General features: G+C 51.7%; 12 protein-coding genes and 5 tRNA genes. 13 read left to right on the forward strand and 4 right to left on the reverse strand.

The genetic code is table 11. From position 1 onward, the window contains the following. Positions 1 to 226: 226 nt before the first annotated feature. Positions 227 to 1,900 (reverse strand): energy-dependent translational throttle protein EttA, encoded by a 1,674-nt coding sequence (gene ettA / locus EL111_RS08125; protein ID WP_123794589.1) that lies wholly within the window; start codon positions 1,898 to 1,900, stop codon positions 227 to 229. A 382-nt stretch (positions 1,901 to 2,282) separates the two neighbouring features. Between ettA and ppc the strand changes: the two genes are divergently transcribed. Then, entirely contained in the window at positions 2,283 to 4,985 is a 2,703-nt protein-coding gene (gene ppc / locus EL111_RS08130) for a phosphoenolpyruvate carboxylase (RefSeq protein ID WP_123794590.1), read from the forward strand. Positions 4,986 to 5,234: 249 nt separating this feature from the next. Here the strand turns inward: ppc and luxS are convergent, their stop codons facing one another. Beyond that, a complete protein-coding gene (gene luxS, locus EL111_RS08135) occupies positions 5,235 to 5,741 on the reverse strand; it encodes an S-ribosylhomocysteine lyase (protein ID WP_123794591.1) in 507 nt (168 codons plus the stop codon). 104 nt (positions 5,742 to 5,845) lie between these two features. After that, positions 5,846 to 6,169 (reverse strand): iron donor protein CyaY, encoded by a 324-nt coding sequence (cyaY, locus tag EL111_RS08140; RefSeq protein WP_123794592.1) that lies wholly within the window; start codon positions 6,167 to 6,169, stop codon positions 5,846 to 5,848. A 70-nt stretch (positions 6,170 to 6,239) separates the two neighbouring features. Between cyaY and lptM the strand changes: the two genes are divergently transcribed. From lptM to coaBC, 5 genes are all read left to right on the forward strand, one after another. Further along, positions 6,240 to 6,413 (forward strand): LPS translocon maturation chaperone LptM, encoded by a 174-nt coding sequence (gene lptM, locus EL111_RS08145; RefSeq protein ID WP_123794593.1) that lies wholly within the window; start codon positions 6,240 to 6,242, stop codon positions 6,411 to 6,413. A 2-nt stretch (positions 6,414 to 6,415) separates the two neighbouring features. Beyond that, positions 6,416 to 7,636, forward strand: coding sequence for a diaminopimelate decarboxylase (gene lysA, locus EL111_RS08150; RefSeq protein ID WP_123794594.1), 1,221 nt, complete (start codon positions 6,416 to 6,418; stop codon positions 7,634 to 7,636). A 131-nt stretch (positions 7,637 to 7,767) separates the two neighbouring features. After that, positions 7,768 to 8,478: a phosphoglycolate phosphatase gene (locus EL111_RS08155; RefSeq protein ID WP_123794723.1), complete on the forward strand. Its 711-nt coding sequence runs from the start codon at positions 7,768 to 7,770 to the stop codon at positions 8,476 to 8,478. A gap of 583 nt (positions 8,479 to 9,061) precedes the next feature. Continuing rightward, the gene (locus EL111_RS08160) at positions 9,062 to 9,466 is read left to right on the forward strand and encodes a hypothetical protein (RefSeq protein WP_123794595.1); all 405 of its coding nucleotides are present in this window, start codon (positions 9,062 to 9,064) and stop codon (positions 9,464 to 9,466) included. 124 nt (positions 9,467 to 9,590) lie between these two features. After that, positions 9,591 to 10,775, forward strand: coding sequence for a bifunctional phosphopantothenoylcysteine decarboxylase/phosphopantothenate--cysteine ligase CoaBC (gene coaBC / locus EL111_RS08165; RefSeq protein WP_123794596.1), 1,185 nt, complete (start codon positions 9,591 to 9,593; stop codon positions 10,773 to 10,775). Positions 10,776 to 10,880: 105 nt separating this feature from the next. Here coaBC and EL111_RS10575 read toward each other — a convergent pair whose 3' ends face one another. Continuing rightward, complete coding sequence (locus tag EL111_RS10575) at positions 10,881 to 11,021, reverse strand: hypothetical protein (protein ID WP_164715656.1); 141 nt, start codon at positions 11,019 to 11,021, stop codon at positions 10,881 to 10,883. A gap of 208 nt (positions 11,022 to 11,229) precedes the next feature. On the opposite strand from EL111_RS10575, the gene EL111_RS08170 reads away from it, so the two are divergent. The 7 genes from EL111_RS08170 to EL111_RS08200 all read left to right on the forward strand — a co-directional run bounded on the left by EL111_RS08170 (position 11,230) and on the right by EL111_RS08200 (position 13,752). Continuing rightward, on the forward strand, positions 11,230 to 12,612 hold the full coding sequence (locus EL111_RS08170) for a Na+/H+ antiporter family protein (RefSeq protein ID WP_123794597.1): 1,383 nt from the start codon (positions 11,230 to 11,232) through the stop codon (positions 12,610 to 12,612). Continuing rightward, complete coding sequence (locus tag EL111_RS08175) at positions 12,613 to 12,834, forward strand: SlyX family protein (RefSeq protein WP_123794598.1); 222 nt, start codon at positions 12,613 to 12,615, stop codon at positions 12,832 to 12,834. It abuts the gene before it with no gap. A gap of 360 nt (positions 12,835 to 13,194) precedes the next feature. After that, positions 13,195 to 13,270 (forward strand) — tRNA-Val (locus EL111_RS08180). A 34-nt stretch (positions 13,271 to 13,304) separates the two neighbouring features. Continuing rightward, positions 13,305 to 13,381 (forward strand) — tRNA-Asp (locus EL111_RS08185). Between the two features lie 64 nt (positions 13,382 to 13,445). Then, a tRNA-Val gene (locus EL111_RS08190) sits at positions 13,446 to 13,521 on the forward strand. A 34-nt stretch (positions 13,522 to 13,555) separates the two neighbouring features. Further along, positions 13,556 to 13,632 (forward strand) — tRNA-Asp (locus EL111_RS08195). A gap of 44 nt (positions 13,633 to 13,676) precedes the next feature. Then, positions 13,677 to 13,752: transfer RNA gene (locus EL111_RS08200), tRNA-Val, on the forward strand. The last annotated feature ends 74 nt before the right edge of the window (positions 13,753 to 13,826 follow it).

Below are 13,826 nucleotides of genomic sequence, written 5' to 3' on the forward strand. Positions count from 1 at the left end.
AAATAAGAATGATACAGCGTTGCTTTGCCTTGCCGTACTATGTGTACTGTCTGCGGCTTCGCTGCCTTGTCTCATTCTTATTTTATTCGACTATAAAATCCCAAGCGGTATCAAGTTGCCGCCTGATTTCATGACTGCGTTTTGAATTGCTTATTTATGGAATGATTATTAAAAGGCCGTCTGCAAATCAAATTTACAGACGGCCTTTTATCAATAATCCAATAACTTAACGCGTTACCGGCTTGTATTTGATGCGTTTCGGTTTCGCGCCTTCTTCGCCCAAACGGCGTTTTTTGTCGGCTTCGTATTCCTGATAGTTGCCGTCGAAGAACACCCATTTGGAATCGCCTTCCGCCGCCAGAATATGCGTGGCGATGCGATCGAGGAACCAGCGGTCGTGCGAAATCACCATCACGCTGCCGGCAAATTCCAACAGCGCGTCTTCCAGCGCGCGCAGGGTTTCCACGTCCAAATCATTGGAAGGTTCGTCAAGCAGCAGCACATTGCCGCCCGCGAGCAGGGTTTTCGCCAAGTGCAGACGGCCGCGTTCGCCGCCCGAGAGGTTGCCCGCGATTTTGCTCTGGTCGCTGCCTTTGAAATTGAAGCGGCCGAGGTATTGGCGCGCGGGGATTTCAAACTGGCCGACTTGCAGGATGTCGCGGCCTTCGGCGATGTTGTCGAACACGGTTTTGTCGTTTTGCAGGCCGTCGCGGCTTTGGTCGATCAGGCTCATTTTCACGGTTTGGCCGATTTTCACTTCGCCGCTGTCGGGCTGCTCTTTGCCCGAAATCAGTTTGAACAGTGTGGATTTACCCGCACCGTTGGGGCCGATGATACCGACAATCGCGCCCGCCGGCACTTTGAAGCTCAAATCGTCAATCAGCACTTTGTCGCCGAAAGATTTGGAAACATTCGTAAATTCAATTACTTCGTTACCCAAACGCTCTGCTACCGGAATAAAGATTTCCTGCGTTTCATTGCGTTTTTGATATTCGTAATTGCTCATTTCCTCAAAACGTGCCAAACGTGCTTTGGATTTGGCTTGGCGGCCTTTGGCATTCTGGCGCACCCATTCCAATTCCTGCTTCATCGCCTTGATGCGTGCGGCTTCTGATTTGGCTTCGTTGGCCAAACGCTGCTCTTTTTGTTCCAGCCAAGACGAATAATTGCCTTTCCACGGAATACCGTGGCCGCGGTCGAGCTCCAAAATCCATTCGGCGGCGTTGTCCAAGAAATAGCGGTCGTGCGTTACCGCCACCACTGTGCCGGGGAAACGCACCAGAAATTGCTCCAGCCATTCGACACTCTCCGCGTCCAAATGGTTGGTCGGTTCGTCCAGCAGCAGCATGTCCGGCTTGCTCAACAACAGTTTGCACAAGGCCACGCGGCGTTTTTCACCGCCCGACAACACGCCGATTTTAGTATCCCAATCGGGCAGGCGCAGCGCGTCGGCAGCGATTTCCAATTCGTGTTCCGCACCGCCGCCTGTGGACGAACCTGCCGCGATAACCGCTTCCAAACGGCCTTGCTCTTCCGCCAGCGCGTCAAAATCCGCGTCAGGTTCGGAATAGGCGGCATACACTTCTTCCAAACGTTTCTGCGCCGCCGCCACTTCGCCCAAACCGCTTTCCACTTCTTCGCGCACGGTTTTTTCAGGGTCAAGTTCAGGCTCTTGCGGTAAATAACCAATTTTAATGCCGCCCATCGGCACGGCTTCGCCTTCAAATTCCTTGTCCACGCCCGCCATAATGCGCAACACGGTGGATTTGCCCGCACCGTTCAAACCGAGCAAGCCGATTTTCGCACCGGGGAAAAAAGAAAGGGAAATGTCTTTGATGATGGTTTTCTGCGGCGGCACAACCTTGCTCACACGCAGCATGGAATAAACGTATTGGGCCATGAATCTCTTTCGATAGGACAAATAAGATACAGATAACTGGATTTTAACCGAAAAATCGAAATCAGGCAGCCGAAAACAGTTGAATGCCGTCTGCAAATACAGCCAAACATCATACAAACGAAACGGCATTACCGAAAATTTGCCGTCTGCATGGTTCTGCCGACCTCAGCCGTCCGTTTGTTCGGCTCACTCCGCTCCGCAATATTACCAACCTGTCTGCCGCCTGTTTCCCGCATTTTGCAGACGGCATAATATCGAAAATCCGACAGTGGAAAGCGGTAAAAACCATTTATTTCTTATTGACATAAAACAACAGGCTTGTCGGTTTCCGCGGTTTGATTTATCCTGCTTGCAATAATGTTTGGCAAAATAGGGAGAAACCATGCAACTGCATATCCTCAATAACCCGAAAGACGCGGCTTTGGCTGCCGATGCGGAATTTCTGAAACAGTCGCTGTTCAACCTGCTTCATGAAGAAGCCTCTCCGCTGGTGGTGGAAACCGTTAAACTGTTATCAGCTTCAGACGACAGCGGCGCAGTCATCGAAAAAGTCCTTCCCCAGCTTGACGAGCGGCAAACCCACGATTTGACGTTGGCTTGCGGATTGCTGGCGCAAATCTTAAACATCGCGGAAGACGTGCACCACGAACGCCGCCGCCAAGTCCACGAAGATGCGGGACACGATGCGGCGGAAGGCAGTTTGTCCGATACCGTCCGCAAACTGCGTGCGGGAAAAGTGGACGGCAAAACCCTGCAAAACCAGCTTGACGTTACCAATGTTACCGCCGTGCTGACCGCCCACCCTACCGAAGTGCAACGCCAGTCGGTATTGAGTTTCAACCGCCGTATCCGCGCCCTGCTGCCCAAACGCGAACGCTGCACCAATGCCGTGGCGCTGGAAGACTTGCGCCGTGAAATCGACACCATTCTGCTCGGCTTGTGGCAGACCAGCGAAACGCGCCACTACAAAATCACCGTCAACGATGAAATCAACAACGGCGTATCCATTTTCCCTATGAGCTTTTTCGAGGCGCTGCCGAAACTTTACCGCGGTATGGAACGCGATTTGCAGACGGCCTATCCGAGCATTCGCGTACCCGACATTCTGAAAATCGGCGGCTGGATCGGCGGCGACCGCGACGGCAATCCGTTTGTTACCGCCGAAACCCTGCGCCATGCCTTCAAACGCCATGCGGATGCGGTTTTCCGCCTGTATCGCGGCGAACTCGACAAACTCTATCGCGAGCTGCCGCTTTCCATACGCCGCGTCAAAGTCAACGATGACGTTCTCAAAATGGCCGATGCTTCTCCCGACAATGAGATTGCCCGTGCGGAAGAACCCTACCGCCGCGCCATCGCCTACATCATGGCACGCGTGATGGGCAAAGCCCGCACCATCGGTTTGGGTTTGGGCAGCAAATTCGGCTACGGCGAACCCTACTCAAGCGCACAGGAGTTTTTGGACGACCTGAACACGCTGCAACGTTCATTGCGCGACAACGGCAGCAGCCTGATGGCCGACGGCCGCATTGCCGACATTATCCGCACCGCTTCGATTTGCGGTTTCCACATGATGCCGCTGGATTTGCGCCAACACGCCGAAAAACACGGCGATGTAGTGGCGGAACTGTTCCAATACGCCGGTTTGGAAGATTACTGGCAGCTTTCCGAAGAAGACAAACAGACGGCATTGCTGCGCGAACTGCAACACCAGCGTCCGCTGTCCAGCCCGTTTGTTACTTACAGCGAACACGCCCGCCGCGAATTGGCGATTTTTAACGAAGCGCGCAAAATCAAAGACGAGTTTGGCGAAGATGCCGTTACCCAATGCATCATTTCCAACTGCGAACGCCCCAGTGACTTGCTGGCGGTGGCGCTGCTGCTGAAAGAAAGCGGCCTGCTGTCCGTTACCGACGGTAAACCGCACAGCCGCATGAACATCGTTCCCCTGTTTGAAACCATCGAGGCTTTGGAAAACGCCTGCCCCGTTATGGAAAAAATGTTTGGTTTGGAATGGTATCGCGCATTGCTCTGCAGCCGCGACAACATTCAAGAAATCATGCTCGGCTATTCCGACTCCAACAAAGACGGCGGTTATGTGGCCAGCTCGTGGTGTCTGTATCAGGCAGAATCGGGCTTGGTCGAACTCTTCAAAAAATACAGCGTGCGTATGCGCCTGTTCCACGGACGCGGCGGCAGCGTCGGCCGTGGCGGCGGCCCGTCTTACCAAGCCATTCTGGCACAACCTGCCGGCAGCGTGGCGGGGCAAATCCGAATTACCGAACAGGGCGAAGTCATCACGGCCAAGTACGCCGACCCGAGCAATGCCCGCCGCAATCTGGAAACGCTGGTTGCCGCTACTTTGGAAACCAGCCTGCTGCCCGAGCAGAAAGATCCCGATCCGGTGCTGATGCAGTCGTTGTCGGATATTTCGTTCCGCTACTACCGCGAATTGATTACGCATGAAGACTTTATCGACTACTTCCTGCAAACCAGCCCGATTCGCGAGATTGCCACGCTCAACTTGGGCAGCCGTCCGGCCAGCCGCAAAACATTGGCACGGATTCAGGATTTGCGTGCCATTCCGTGGGTATTCTCATGGATGCAAAACCGCCTGATGCTGCCGGCTTGGTACGGCTTCGGCAGTGCGGTTGCCGTCCTGTGCGAACAAAATCCGGCCAACATGAAGCTGATGCAGGAACACGCGAAAAACAACCCGTTCTTCCAAGCCATGCTGTCCAATATGGAACAGGTGATGGCGAAAACCGACATTACGCTGGCGGAAGACTACGCCGGCTTAAGCGAATCGCCCGAAAAAGCCGCCGTGATTTTTGCCATGATTAAGGAAGAATACCTGAAGAGCAGGAAAGCCCTGCTGGACATTCTGCAAACTCAGGAGCTGTTGAGCGACAACCGCAGTCTGGCACGTTCGCTTGCGTTACGCATTCCTTATCTGAACGCGCTCAACGGCTTGCAGGTTGCCATGCTCAAACGCCTGCGCCAAAACCCCGAAGATGCCCATGCCCTGCTGATGGTACACCTGACCATCAACGGCGTTGCACAAGGTTTGCGTAATACCGGCTGATGACATACGGCACAACAAAGGCCGTCTGCAAAAATGGCAAGCCTTTTCTTTCGGCAAACCATTTTGCAGACGGCCTTTTTACTGCCGGACAGGCAGTTTCAGCATATCCGAAACCTGCCCGATACCGCCGGCTTTCATATATAGTCGAATAAAATAAGAATGAGACAAGGCAGCGAAGCCGCAGACAGTACACATAGTACGGCAAGGCAAAGCAACGCTGTATCATTCTTATTTTAAATGACTATATCGTTAAGCGTTCAACAACGCCTCGTCCAAAGTCAGCTCTTCATTTTTATTGACTTTCACGCCACGTGCCGATACGTTTTCAGCAATCTGCTGCGCTTCAGCCAAGGAGTGCATTTGGTAAGTACCGCATTGGTATTCGTTCAATTCCGGAATCTGTTTCTGATCCCGCACCGCCAGCACGTCTTTCATCGAAGCCAGCCAAGCATCGGCAACCTGCGCCTCATCGGGCGTACCAATCAGGCTCATGTAAAAACCGGTACGGCAGCCCATCGGAGAAATATCGATGATTTCAACCTGATCGCCGTTCAGATGATCGCGCATAAAACCGGCAAACAAATGCTCCAAAGTATGAATGCCTTTTTCCGGCAGAATTTCTTCATTCGGGATACAGAAACGTAAATCGAATACAGTAATCGTATCGCCTTTCGGAGTCGTCATGGTTTTCGCCACCCGCACGGCAGGAGCGTGCATACGGGTATGGTCGACTTTGAAACTGTCTAATAATGGCATATCGGTATCCTTAATGTCCCGAGGCAGGCAGCCGCCCGCCGCATTGCAAAATATTCCCACAGCAGACCGCACAGGCCGTCTGCAAAATGCTCATTCTACCGCATTTACACGGCACGAATCACGATTTCTTCACCCGCCGCCTCGCTCAACACGCGGTTCAACACAGAGAAAAACTCACTGCCGTCGCGCGTTGCCAGCCATTTTCCGTCTTGTTCGGAAAAATGATAACCGCCGCTTTTCGCCGCAATCCACAGTTCCTGATTGGGCGTATGGCGGTTTACAATAATCTGCGTACCGTCGTCAGCCTCTATGGTCAGCACATTGCCGGCAGCTTGGCAGTCGAAATCCCAGCCGTTTTCATCAATTTCGTCTTCGATGCGGGCAAACAAAATTTCAGTATGGCGGATAAACTCACTTTCAGTCATCATGGCTTTTTGCGTCATTTTTGTTTAAGATACCGAATCTTGCCACATTCGAGCACATTAAGAAAGTTCCCACATGAAGTCCGGTGCATTTTTCACAGTTTTGTCCGCACTCCTGCTGTCTGCCTGCGGTTTCAAAGGCGATTTGTACCTGCCGAAAGAAAACGACAAAGCCAAATTCGGCATCATTCAAACCGGCCTGCCGATTTTCAAACCCTCCCAAGAACCCACCTCAAAAATCACAGAATAATCATGACTCTATATTGCGAACAAACCCCGTTTACCCAACTAGCCGAACAATTCGGTACCCCGCTGTATGTATACAGCCAAGCCGCGCTGAATCAGGCATTTTCAGGCTATACCGAAGCCTTTGCCGCACTTGACCCGCTGATTTGCTACGCCGTCAAAGCCAACGGCAACCTCAGCATCATCAAACACTTTGCCTCACTGGGCAGCGGCTTCGACATCGTATCCGGCGGCGAACTCGCCCGCGTATTGGCCGCCGGCGGCGAAGCAGCCAAAACCATCTTCTCCGGCGTCGGCAAAAGTGAAGCCGAAATCGAATTTGCACTCGAAGCAGGCGTAAAATGCTTCAATATGGAAAGCATTCCCGAAATCGACCGCATTCAGCAAGTGGCCGCACGCATGGGTAAAACCGCGCCCGTATCCCTGCGCGTCAACCCCGATGTCGACGCCAAAACCCACCCCTACATCTCCACCGGCCTGAAAGCCAACAAATTCGGCATTGCCTACGCCGATGCCATTGCCGCCTACCGCCATGCCGCACAACAACCCAACCTGAAAATCGTCGGCATCGACTGCCACATCGGCTCCCAACTGACCAACCTCAGCCCGCTGGTTGAAGCCTGCGAACGCATTCTGCTGCTGGTTGACCAACTTGCCGACGAAGGCATTGCCCTCGAACACATCGACTTAGGCGGCGGTGTCGGCATCGTCTACAAAGACGAAAACGTACCCGACCTGAAAGCCTACGCCCAAGCCGTGCAGCAACTCATCGGCAACCGCAGTCTCAAGCTGGTACTCGAACCCGGCCGCAGCTTGGTCGGCAACGCCGGTACATTGCTGACCAAAGTCGAATTTATCAAAAAAGGCGAAGAAAAAAACTTCATCATGGTCGATGCCGCCATGAACGACCTCATGCGCCCCGCCCTGTATGAAGCCTACCACCACATCGAAACCGCCGAAGCAAGCAACGCCGCACCGTTTACCGCCGACATCGTCGGCCCGATTTGCGAAACCGGCGACTTCCTAGGCAAAGACCGCACACTCGCCTGCCAACCCGGCGACATCCTGGTTGTCCGCAGCGCCGGCGCATACGCCGCCAGCATGGCCAGCAACTACAACGCCCGCAACCGCGCCGCAGAAGTCATGGTAAGCGGCAACAGCGCGCGCCTGATCCGCCAACGCGAAACGCTGGAACAGCAAATGGCCAACGAACTCGCCTGCCTGTAACACCGCCGCGCAAAATTAGCGCAACAAAAGCCGTCTGCAAAATCCGATTTGCAGACGGCTTTTACTTATCCCGACACCCAAACAATGCTAAAATCAAAGCCCGAACCACAATAAACAACCGAGGAGCGATGATGACCCCAACCCTTTCCCACGTTCAAGCCGTTGCCTTCGACTTAGACGGCACACTCTGCGATTCCGTACCCGACTTAGCCGCTGCCGCCGAAGCCATGCGCGAACACTTGGGCTTGGAAGCCCTGCCTGCCAAAGTAGTAGAAAGCTACGTTGGCGACGGCATCGGCACACTCGTACACCGCGTCATCACCAACGACCGCGACATCCCTGCCGATCAAGCCGTTTGGGAAAAAGGCTTCATCTTCTTCATGCAATACTACCGCGAACACCTGAGCGACTTCACCCGCCCCTACCCCGAAACCGAAGCCGGCTTGGGGCTGCTCAAAAGCCTCGGCATTCCGCTGGTCGTCATCACCAACAAAACCGAAATCCTTGCCGTAGAACTCTTAAAACAGCTCGGACTGGCCGACTACTTCAGCCTGATACTCGGCGGCGACAGCCTGCCCGAAAAAAAACCCAGCCCCCTGCCGCTGATACACGCCGCCGAAGTATTGGGCATAGACCACGCCAATATGCTGATGGTAGGCGACTCCAAAAACGACATCCTCGCCGCCAAAGCCGCCGGCTGCCTGAGCGTTGGCGTAACCTTCGGCTACGGCGACATGACCCTGCTCTCGCAAGACAAAGCCACCAAACCCGACTGGCTGATCGGCAAACTGCCCGAAATCTACGAAAACCTGCAACCGCAGAAAGAACAAGACGAAGCCTAAAACCCAATCTCTCTGAAAAAGCCGTCTGTAAAACACCGCTCCAATACCCGAAGACCGTGTTTTGCAGACGGCTTTTTTACACTTCTTTACAATAAAACTGACTTATTTCATTAGTTCTCCAATTGACGGCAACTGTTTTTTTTAGACTTATATAAATTTAATTTAAGCATTTCAGCATAAAATATTATTTACTCTTATAAAGGTTTAATGAGACATATGCGGCTACTTCTTATTTTTACCACACCACTCATCATTTGTATTATATTTATATATTTTACATATAACCAAGAAAATTTATCCATTATATTTTCCTCAGCTCTTGCATTATGTGCTTTTCTTATCCTATGTATTATTAACTCATTTACGAAAGCCAAATTTAAATTATTAGAGTTAATTGCATTGACCATTCTCCCTACTATGGCAGTTTTTATTATGGAAGAAATAATTAAACATTTTTACCCACAACTTCCACAAGTGCTTAGTATTATTGTCATGCTTGGTTTAAGTATTTTCTTTAACGCTGCGATAAAAACAGATTCTTAATTTTTCAGATTACTTCATCAATCTAAATAGGACGATAATTATGTCTAAAAAACTGATTGCTATTCTCGGTATCAGCCTGAGCCTGTTTGCATCACAAACATGGGCAGCAAACAATCAGGAAGTTCAGGAAATTGCCGCCAAAACCTTTCCAATCTGCCAAGAGTTGATTCATACTCGGTATGTTTTCCTAGAAGGAGATGAAAATAAAAATGAAGCACTTAAAGATTGGCAACTTGTTGTATCTTCAGTATCAAATGATGCCCAACTTTCTCCGGAAACAATAAAAAGAGCCGAAAACAATTGCTCAATCAGACTTTCTGAAAGTATAGATCTAATCATACATGAGTATCAAAAACAAACTGGTTTTACAAAAGAACAATTAATACAAGATATCAAAAAATTTCAATCCGCCCCCTCCCCAATCAATCCAAACCCTAAATATTAAAGTTCTCTCTAAAATAACCATCAAGCCGTCTGAAATTCAGACGGCTTTTCCCATTCCCACGCCGCCGCCGTTTCATGCTATATTGCCGCATTCCTTTTATTCTAACGGCTTGACTACATTTTTTATGGGCAAACACATTTTACTGGGCATCAGCGGCGGCATTGCGGCGTACAAATCCTGTGAGTTGGTGCGGCTGCTGAAAAAGCAGGGGCATGATGTTACTGTGGCGATGAGCCGTGCGGCAGCGGAATTTGTGTCGCCGCTGACTTTTCAGGCTTTGAGCGGCAATCCGGTGCTTACCGATACCCACGACGGCGCATCGGGCGGCAACGGTATGGCGCACATCAATCTTACCCGCCAAGCCGATGTGTTTCTGATTGCGCCCGCCAGCGCAAACACGCTGGCCAAAATCGCCAACGGTATCGCCGACAACCTGCTGACCAATCTGGCGGCGGCGCGCAAATGTCCGCTGGCGGTCGCGCCGGCGATGAATGTGGAAATGTGGCACAACCCGGCCAACCTGCGTAACATCGCGCAGCTTTGTGCAGACGGCATTACCGTTTTCCAACCGGCCAACGGCGAACAGGCTTGCGGTGAAAGCGGCTTGGGGAGAATGCCGGAAGCGGCGGAACTGGCGGATTTGCTGCCCGATGTATGGTCGCCCAAGCCGCTGCTTGGCAAAAAGGTTTTGCTCACTGCCGGTGCGACTTTTGAAGCCATCGATCCAGTGCGCGGCATTACCAATATTTCCAGCGGGCAGATGGGTATGGCGTTGGCGCGCGCCTGCCGTACCGCCGGTGCGGAAGTATCGCTGGTTTACGGTCAGATTCAGGCAGCCTTGCCCGCCGACCTGCACCACAGCGAGCAGGCGGTCAGTGCGGAAGCGATGTATCGGGCGGTACACCGCTTGATTGCAGAACAAGATGTTTTTATCGCTGTGGCCGCCGTGGCCGATTACAAGGTAAAAAACAGCAGTGCCCAAAAGCTGAAAAAAGACGGTACGGGCCGGCCGCCTGTGATTGAATTGGCGGAAAATCCCGACATTCTAGCCTCGGTTGCCGCGCTGCAGAATCCGCCTTTCTGCGTGGGCTTTGCCGCCGAAAGCGAAAACGTCCTTGAATATGCGCGCGCCAAGCGTTTGAAGAAAAATGTGCCGATGCTGGTGGCCAATCAAGTTTCTCAGGCAATGGGCAAAACCACCAACCAAATTACGATTATCGATAATAATCAGGAGCTTTCATTTCCGGAAACCGGCAAACAGCAGGCTGCCGAAGCAATCGTTTCCCGTCTGGTGCAATTATTGCCGTAAACCCGGCCGAACAATACAAAATGAGGCCAAGCAGCCAAGCTGCAGGAAATACGAATCATACGGGCGGCAAAACGGCTGCTTCAGCAGTTTAAGCAACGCTCTCTTTTAAGCAAGGCGCAGCAACGCCTTATCTGTTTTGTTTCCGGTAATTGTCTGTACCTGCCCGAGAAAGGCCGTCTGCATATTCTGTTTTGCAGACGGCCTTTTTGCGTCTTCCCGCGCCATACCGATTATTTCTATCGTCATGAAAGTGCTGGAAACACCGCTTTTCCCGCTTCGATATAGTCATAAAAATTTCCCAATCCCAAGTCTCCGCATACTTGTCGGGCGGTTGGTATTTCCTACTAATATTTGCTGTAACATGTAAATTTGTGTTAGATTACGGGAAGAATTTACCGTTTTACCGAGAAATCAAATGCCGTCTGTATTTTCGGCACTATTATGGAGAAATGGCATGAATGCCGTTGTAATTGCAGTCATTGTGATGCTGGCTTTATCGCTGGCAAGGGTACACGTGGTACTCAGTTTGGTCATCGGCGCATTTGTCGGCGGCCTGATTGCGGGTCTGCCGCTGGCAGATGTCGCCGCGGCGGGAGGCTCGCCGGCACAAGAAGGGATTATTACCGTCTTCCAAAACGGTTTGGCGGGCGGTGCGAAAATCGCGCTGTCTTACGCCATGTTGGGTGCATTTGCGATGGCGATTACCCATTCGGGGCTGCCGCAGCAGCTTGCCGGAGCGGTAGTCCGCAAGTTGAACAAAGGCGGTGTATCCGACCATGTATCTTCAGGTTTCAGCAAAATAAAATGGGGCTTGCTGGCGGTGATTTTGGTAATGGGCATCATGAGCCAAAACGTCGTGCCGATTCATATTGCCTTTATTCCGATGGTGATTCCGCCGCTGCTTTTGGTGTTCAACCGCCTGCAGGTCGACCGCCGCCTGATTGCCTGTGTGATTACTTTTGGTTTGGTTACCACTTATATGTATCTGCCTTACGGTTTCGGCGCGATTTTCCTGAACGAAATCCTGTTGAGCAATATCCAGTCGGCAGGCATGGATACGAAAAACATCAACGTCATGCAGGCGATGGGCATTCCCGCACTGGGTATGGTGGCAGGTTTGGTGCTGGCGTTCCTGCACTATCGCAAACCGCGTATTTATGAAAACAATCAAGTCGATACCGACAGCCAAACCGCTTCTGAAAACCAGCCCGAACCGTCTTCCTACCGCAGCTTGGTGGCGGCGGTGGCGATTGCCGTCTGCTTTGCCATCCAGTTGGTTTACAATGATGCGCTGCTGTTGGGCGCAATGCTCGGTTTTGCCGTATTCATGACTTTGGGCGTGGTCAAACGCAGTGAGGCCAACGATGTGTTCGGTGCGGGTATCCGCATGATGGCGATGGTCGGTTTCATCATGATTGCCGCACAGGGTTTTGCCGCTGTGATGAAAGCCACCGGCGACATCCAGCCGCTGGTTGAGGGCAGTATGGCGGTGTTCGGCGGCAGCAAAGGCATGGCGGCGTTTGCCATGCTGGTGGTCGGCCTGCTGGTAACGATGGGCATCGGCTCGTCTTTCTCCACCCTGCCGATTATTACCGCGATTTATGTACCGTTGTGCGCCGCTTTGGGCTTTTCACCGTTGGCAACAGTTGCCATCATCGGCACGGCCGGTGCGCTGGGTGATGCCGGCTCGCCCGCTTCCGACTCTACGCTCGGCCCGACCATGGGCTTAAACGCGGACGGCCAGCACGACCACATCTACGATTCCGTTATCCCGACTTTCCTCCACTACAATATTCCGTTGATGGCGGCAGGTTGGATTGCCGCGATGGTGCTGTAAATGGAAGCATTGGAAAACCGCATCATCGAGCTGGAAATTCAGACGGCATTTCAGGCAGACTTAATCGACAGCCTGAACGATACCGTTGCCAAAATGCAGCAAACTCTGGATTTGCAGCAGGAACAATTAAGGCTGCTTTACCGGCGTATCAACGATAAAAGTGCGGACGGCGGGCAAAACGAAGCATACAGCCTGCGCGACGAGATTCCGCCGCATTATTAGCCGTTCCCAACGCTTTATGCCGTCTGCAAAACGAAGGATTCTTGCAAACCTTCCGTTTTGCAGACGGCTTTTTATAGTCATTTAAAATAAGAATGATACAGCGTTGCTTTGCCTTGCCGTACTATGTGTACTGTCTGCGGCTTCGCTGCCTTGTCTCATTCTTATTTTATTCAACTATACATCAAAACCAACATACAACATACTCTTACCGTTTACTTCCCCGGCAATCCATTACATTTTTATTTCATTTAAAAACATTACCTTAAAAAAAACAGAAAAAAATATCCCATTTTCAGCACAAACAGAGCTTGCACAAAGCAGCAGTTTTTGGTTTAATAGCAGCTTAATGTTTTTGAACACGGGTGATTAGCTCAGTTGGTAGAGCGTCTGCCTTACAAGCAGAATGTCGGCGGTTCGACTCCGTCATCACCCACCAAGTTCCCTTTTATCGCAACAATGCAGTAAAATGCGCGGTGGTAGCTCAGTTGGTTAGAGTACCGGCCTGTCACGCCGGGGGTCGCGGGTTCGAGCCCCGTCCGCCGCGCCAACATTAAACATTGAAATCAGCTCTTATTCTTTCTAAGATTTGCAGCAGGTTTCCAACAGATTCAGGGTGATTAGCTCAGTTGGTAGAGCGTCTGCCTTACAAGCAGAATGTCGGCGGTTCGACTCCGTCATCACCCACCAGTTTTCTATTTACTGCAGTAATGCAGTAAAACGCGCGGTGGTAGCTCAGTTGGTTAGAGTACCGGCCTGTCACGCCGGGGGTCGCGGGTTCGAGCCCCGTCCGCCGCGCCAATTTTCAAAAGCATCGGTATTTTGTTCCGGTGCTTTATCATTTCGGGTGATTAGCTCAGTTGGTAGAGCGTCTGCCTTACAAGCAGAATGTCGGCGGTTCGACTCCGTCATCACCCACCATATGCAGACGGCCTTGTGTTTTACACTAAGGCCGTTTTTTTCATTTTACCGTCCTTCCTGTTTATCCCTTTTAT

The sequence above is a fragment of the Neisseria animalis genome (assembly GCF_900636515.1).
Taxonomy (GTDB): Bacteria; Pseudomonadota; Gammaproteobacteria; order Burkholderiales; family Neisseriaceae; genus Neisseria; species Neisseria animalis.

Bases quoted from the DNA above. Each gene is read 5' to 3' on its own strand.
- ettA (WP_123794589.1), bottom strand. From the start codon at position 1,900: ATGGCCCAATACGTTTATTCCATGCTGCGTGTGAGCAAGGTTGTGCCG.
- lptM (WP_123794593.1), top strand. From the start codon at position 6,240: ATGAAGTCCGGTGCATTTTTCACAGTTTTGTCCGCACTCCTGCTGTCT.
- EL111_RS10575 (WP_164715656.1), bottom strand. From the start codon at position 11,021: ATGACGATAGAAATAATCGGTATGGCGCGGGAAGACGCAAAAAGGCCG.
- lysA (WP_123794594.1), top strand. From the start codon at position 6,416: ATGACTCTATATTGCGAACAAACCCCGTTTACCCAACTAGCCGAACAA.
- luxS (WP_123794591.1), bottom strand. From the start codon at position 5,741: ATGCCATTATTAGACAGTTTCAAAGTCGACCATACCCGTATGCACGCT.
- cyaY (WP_123794592.1), bottom strand. From the start codon at position 6,169: ATGATGACTGAAAGTGAGTTTATCCGCCATACTGAAATTTTGTTTGCC.
- EL111_RS08160 (WP_123794595.1), top strand. From the start codon at position 9,062: ATGTCTAAAAAACTGATTGCTATTCTCGGTATCAGCCTGAGCCTGTTT.
- coaBC (WP_123794596.1), top strand. From the start codon at position 9,591: ATGGGCAAACACATTTTACTGGGCATCAGCGGCGGCATTGCGGCGTAC.
- EL111_RS08175 (WP_123794598.1), top strand. From the start codon at position 12,613: ATGGAAGCATTGGAAAACCGCATCATCGAGCTGGAAATTCAGACGGCA.
- EL111_RS08155 (WP_123794723.1), top strand. From the start codon at position 7,768: ATGACCCCAACCCTTTCCCACGTTCAAGCCGTTGCCTTCGACTTAGAC.
- ppc (WP_123794590.1), top strand. From the start codon at position 2,283: ATGCAACTGCATATCCTCAATAACCCGAAAGACGCGGCTTTGGCTGCC.
- EL111_RS08170 (WP_123794597.1), top strand. From the start codon at position 11,230: ATGAATGCCGTTGTAATTGCAGTCATTGTGATGCTGGCTTTATCGCTG.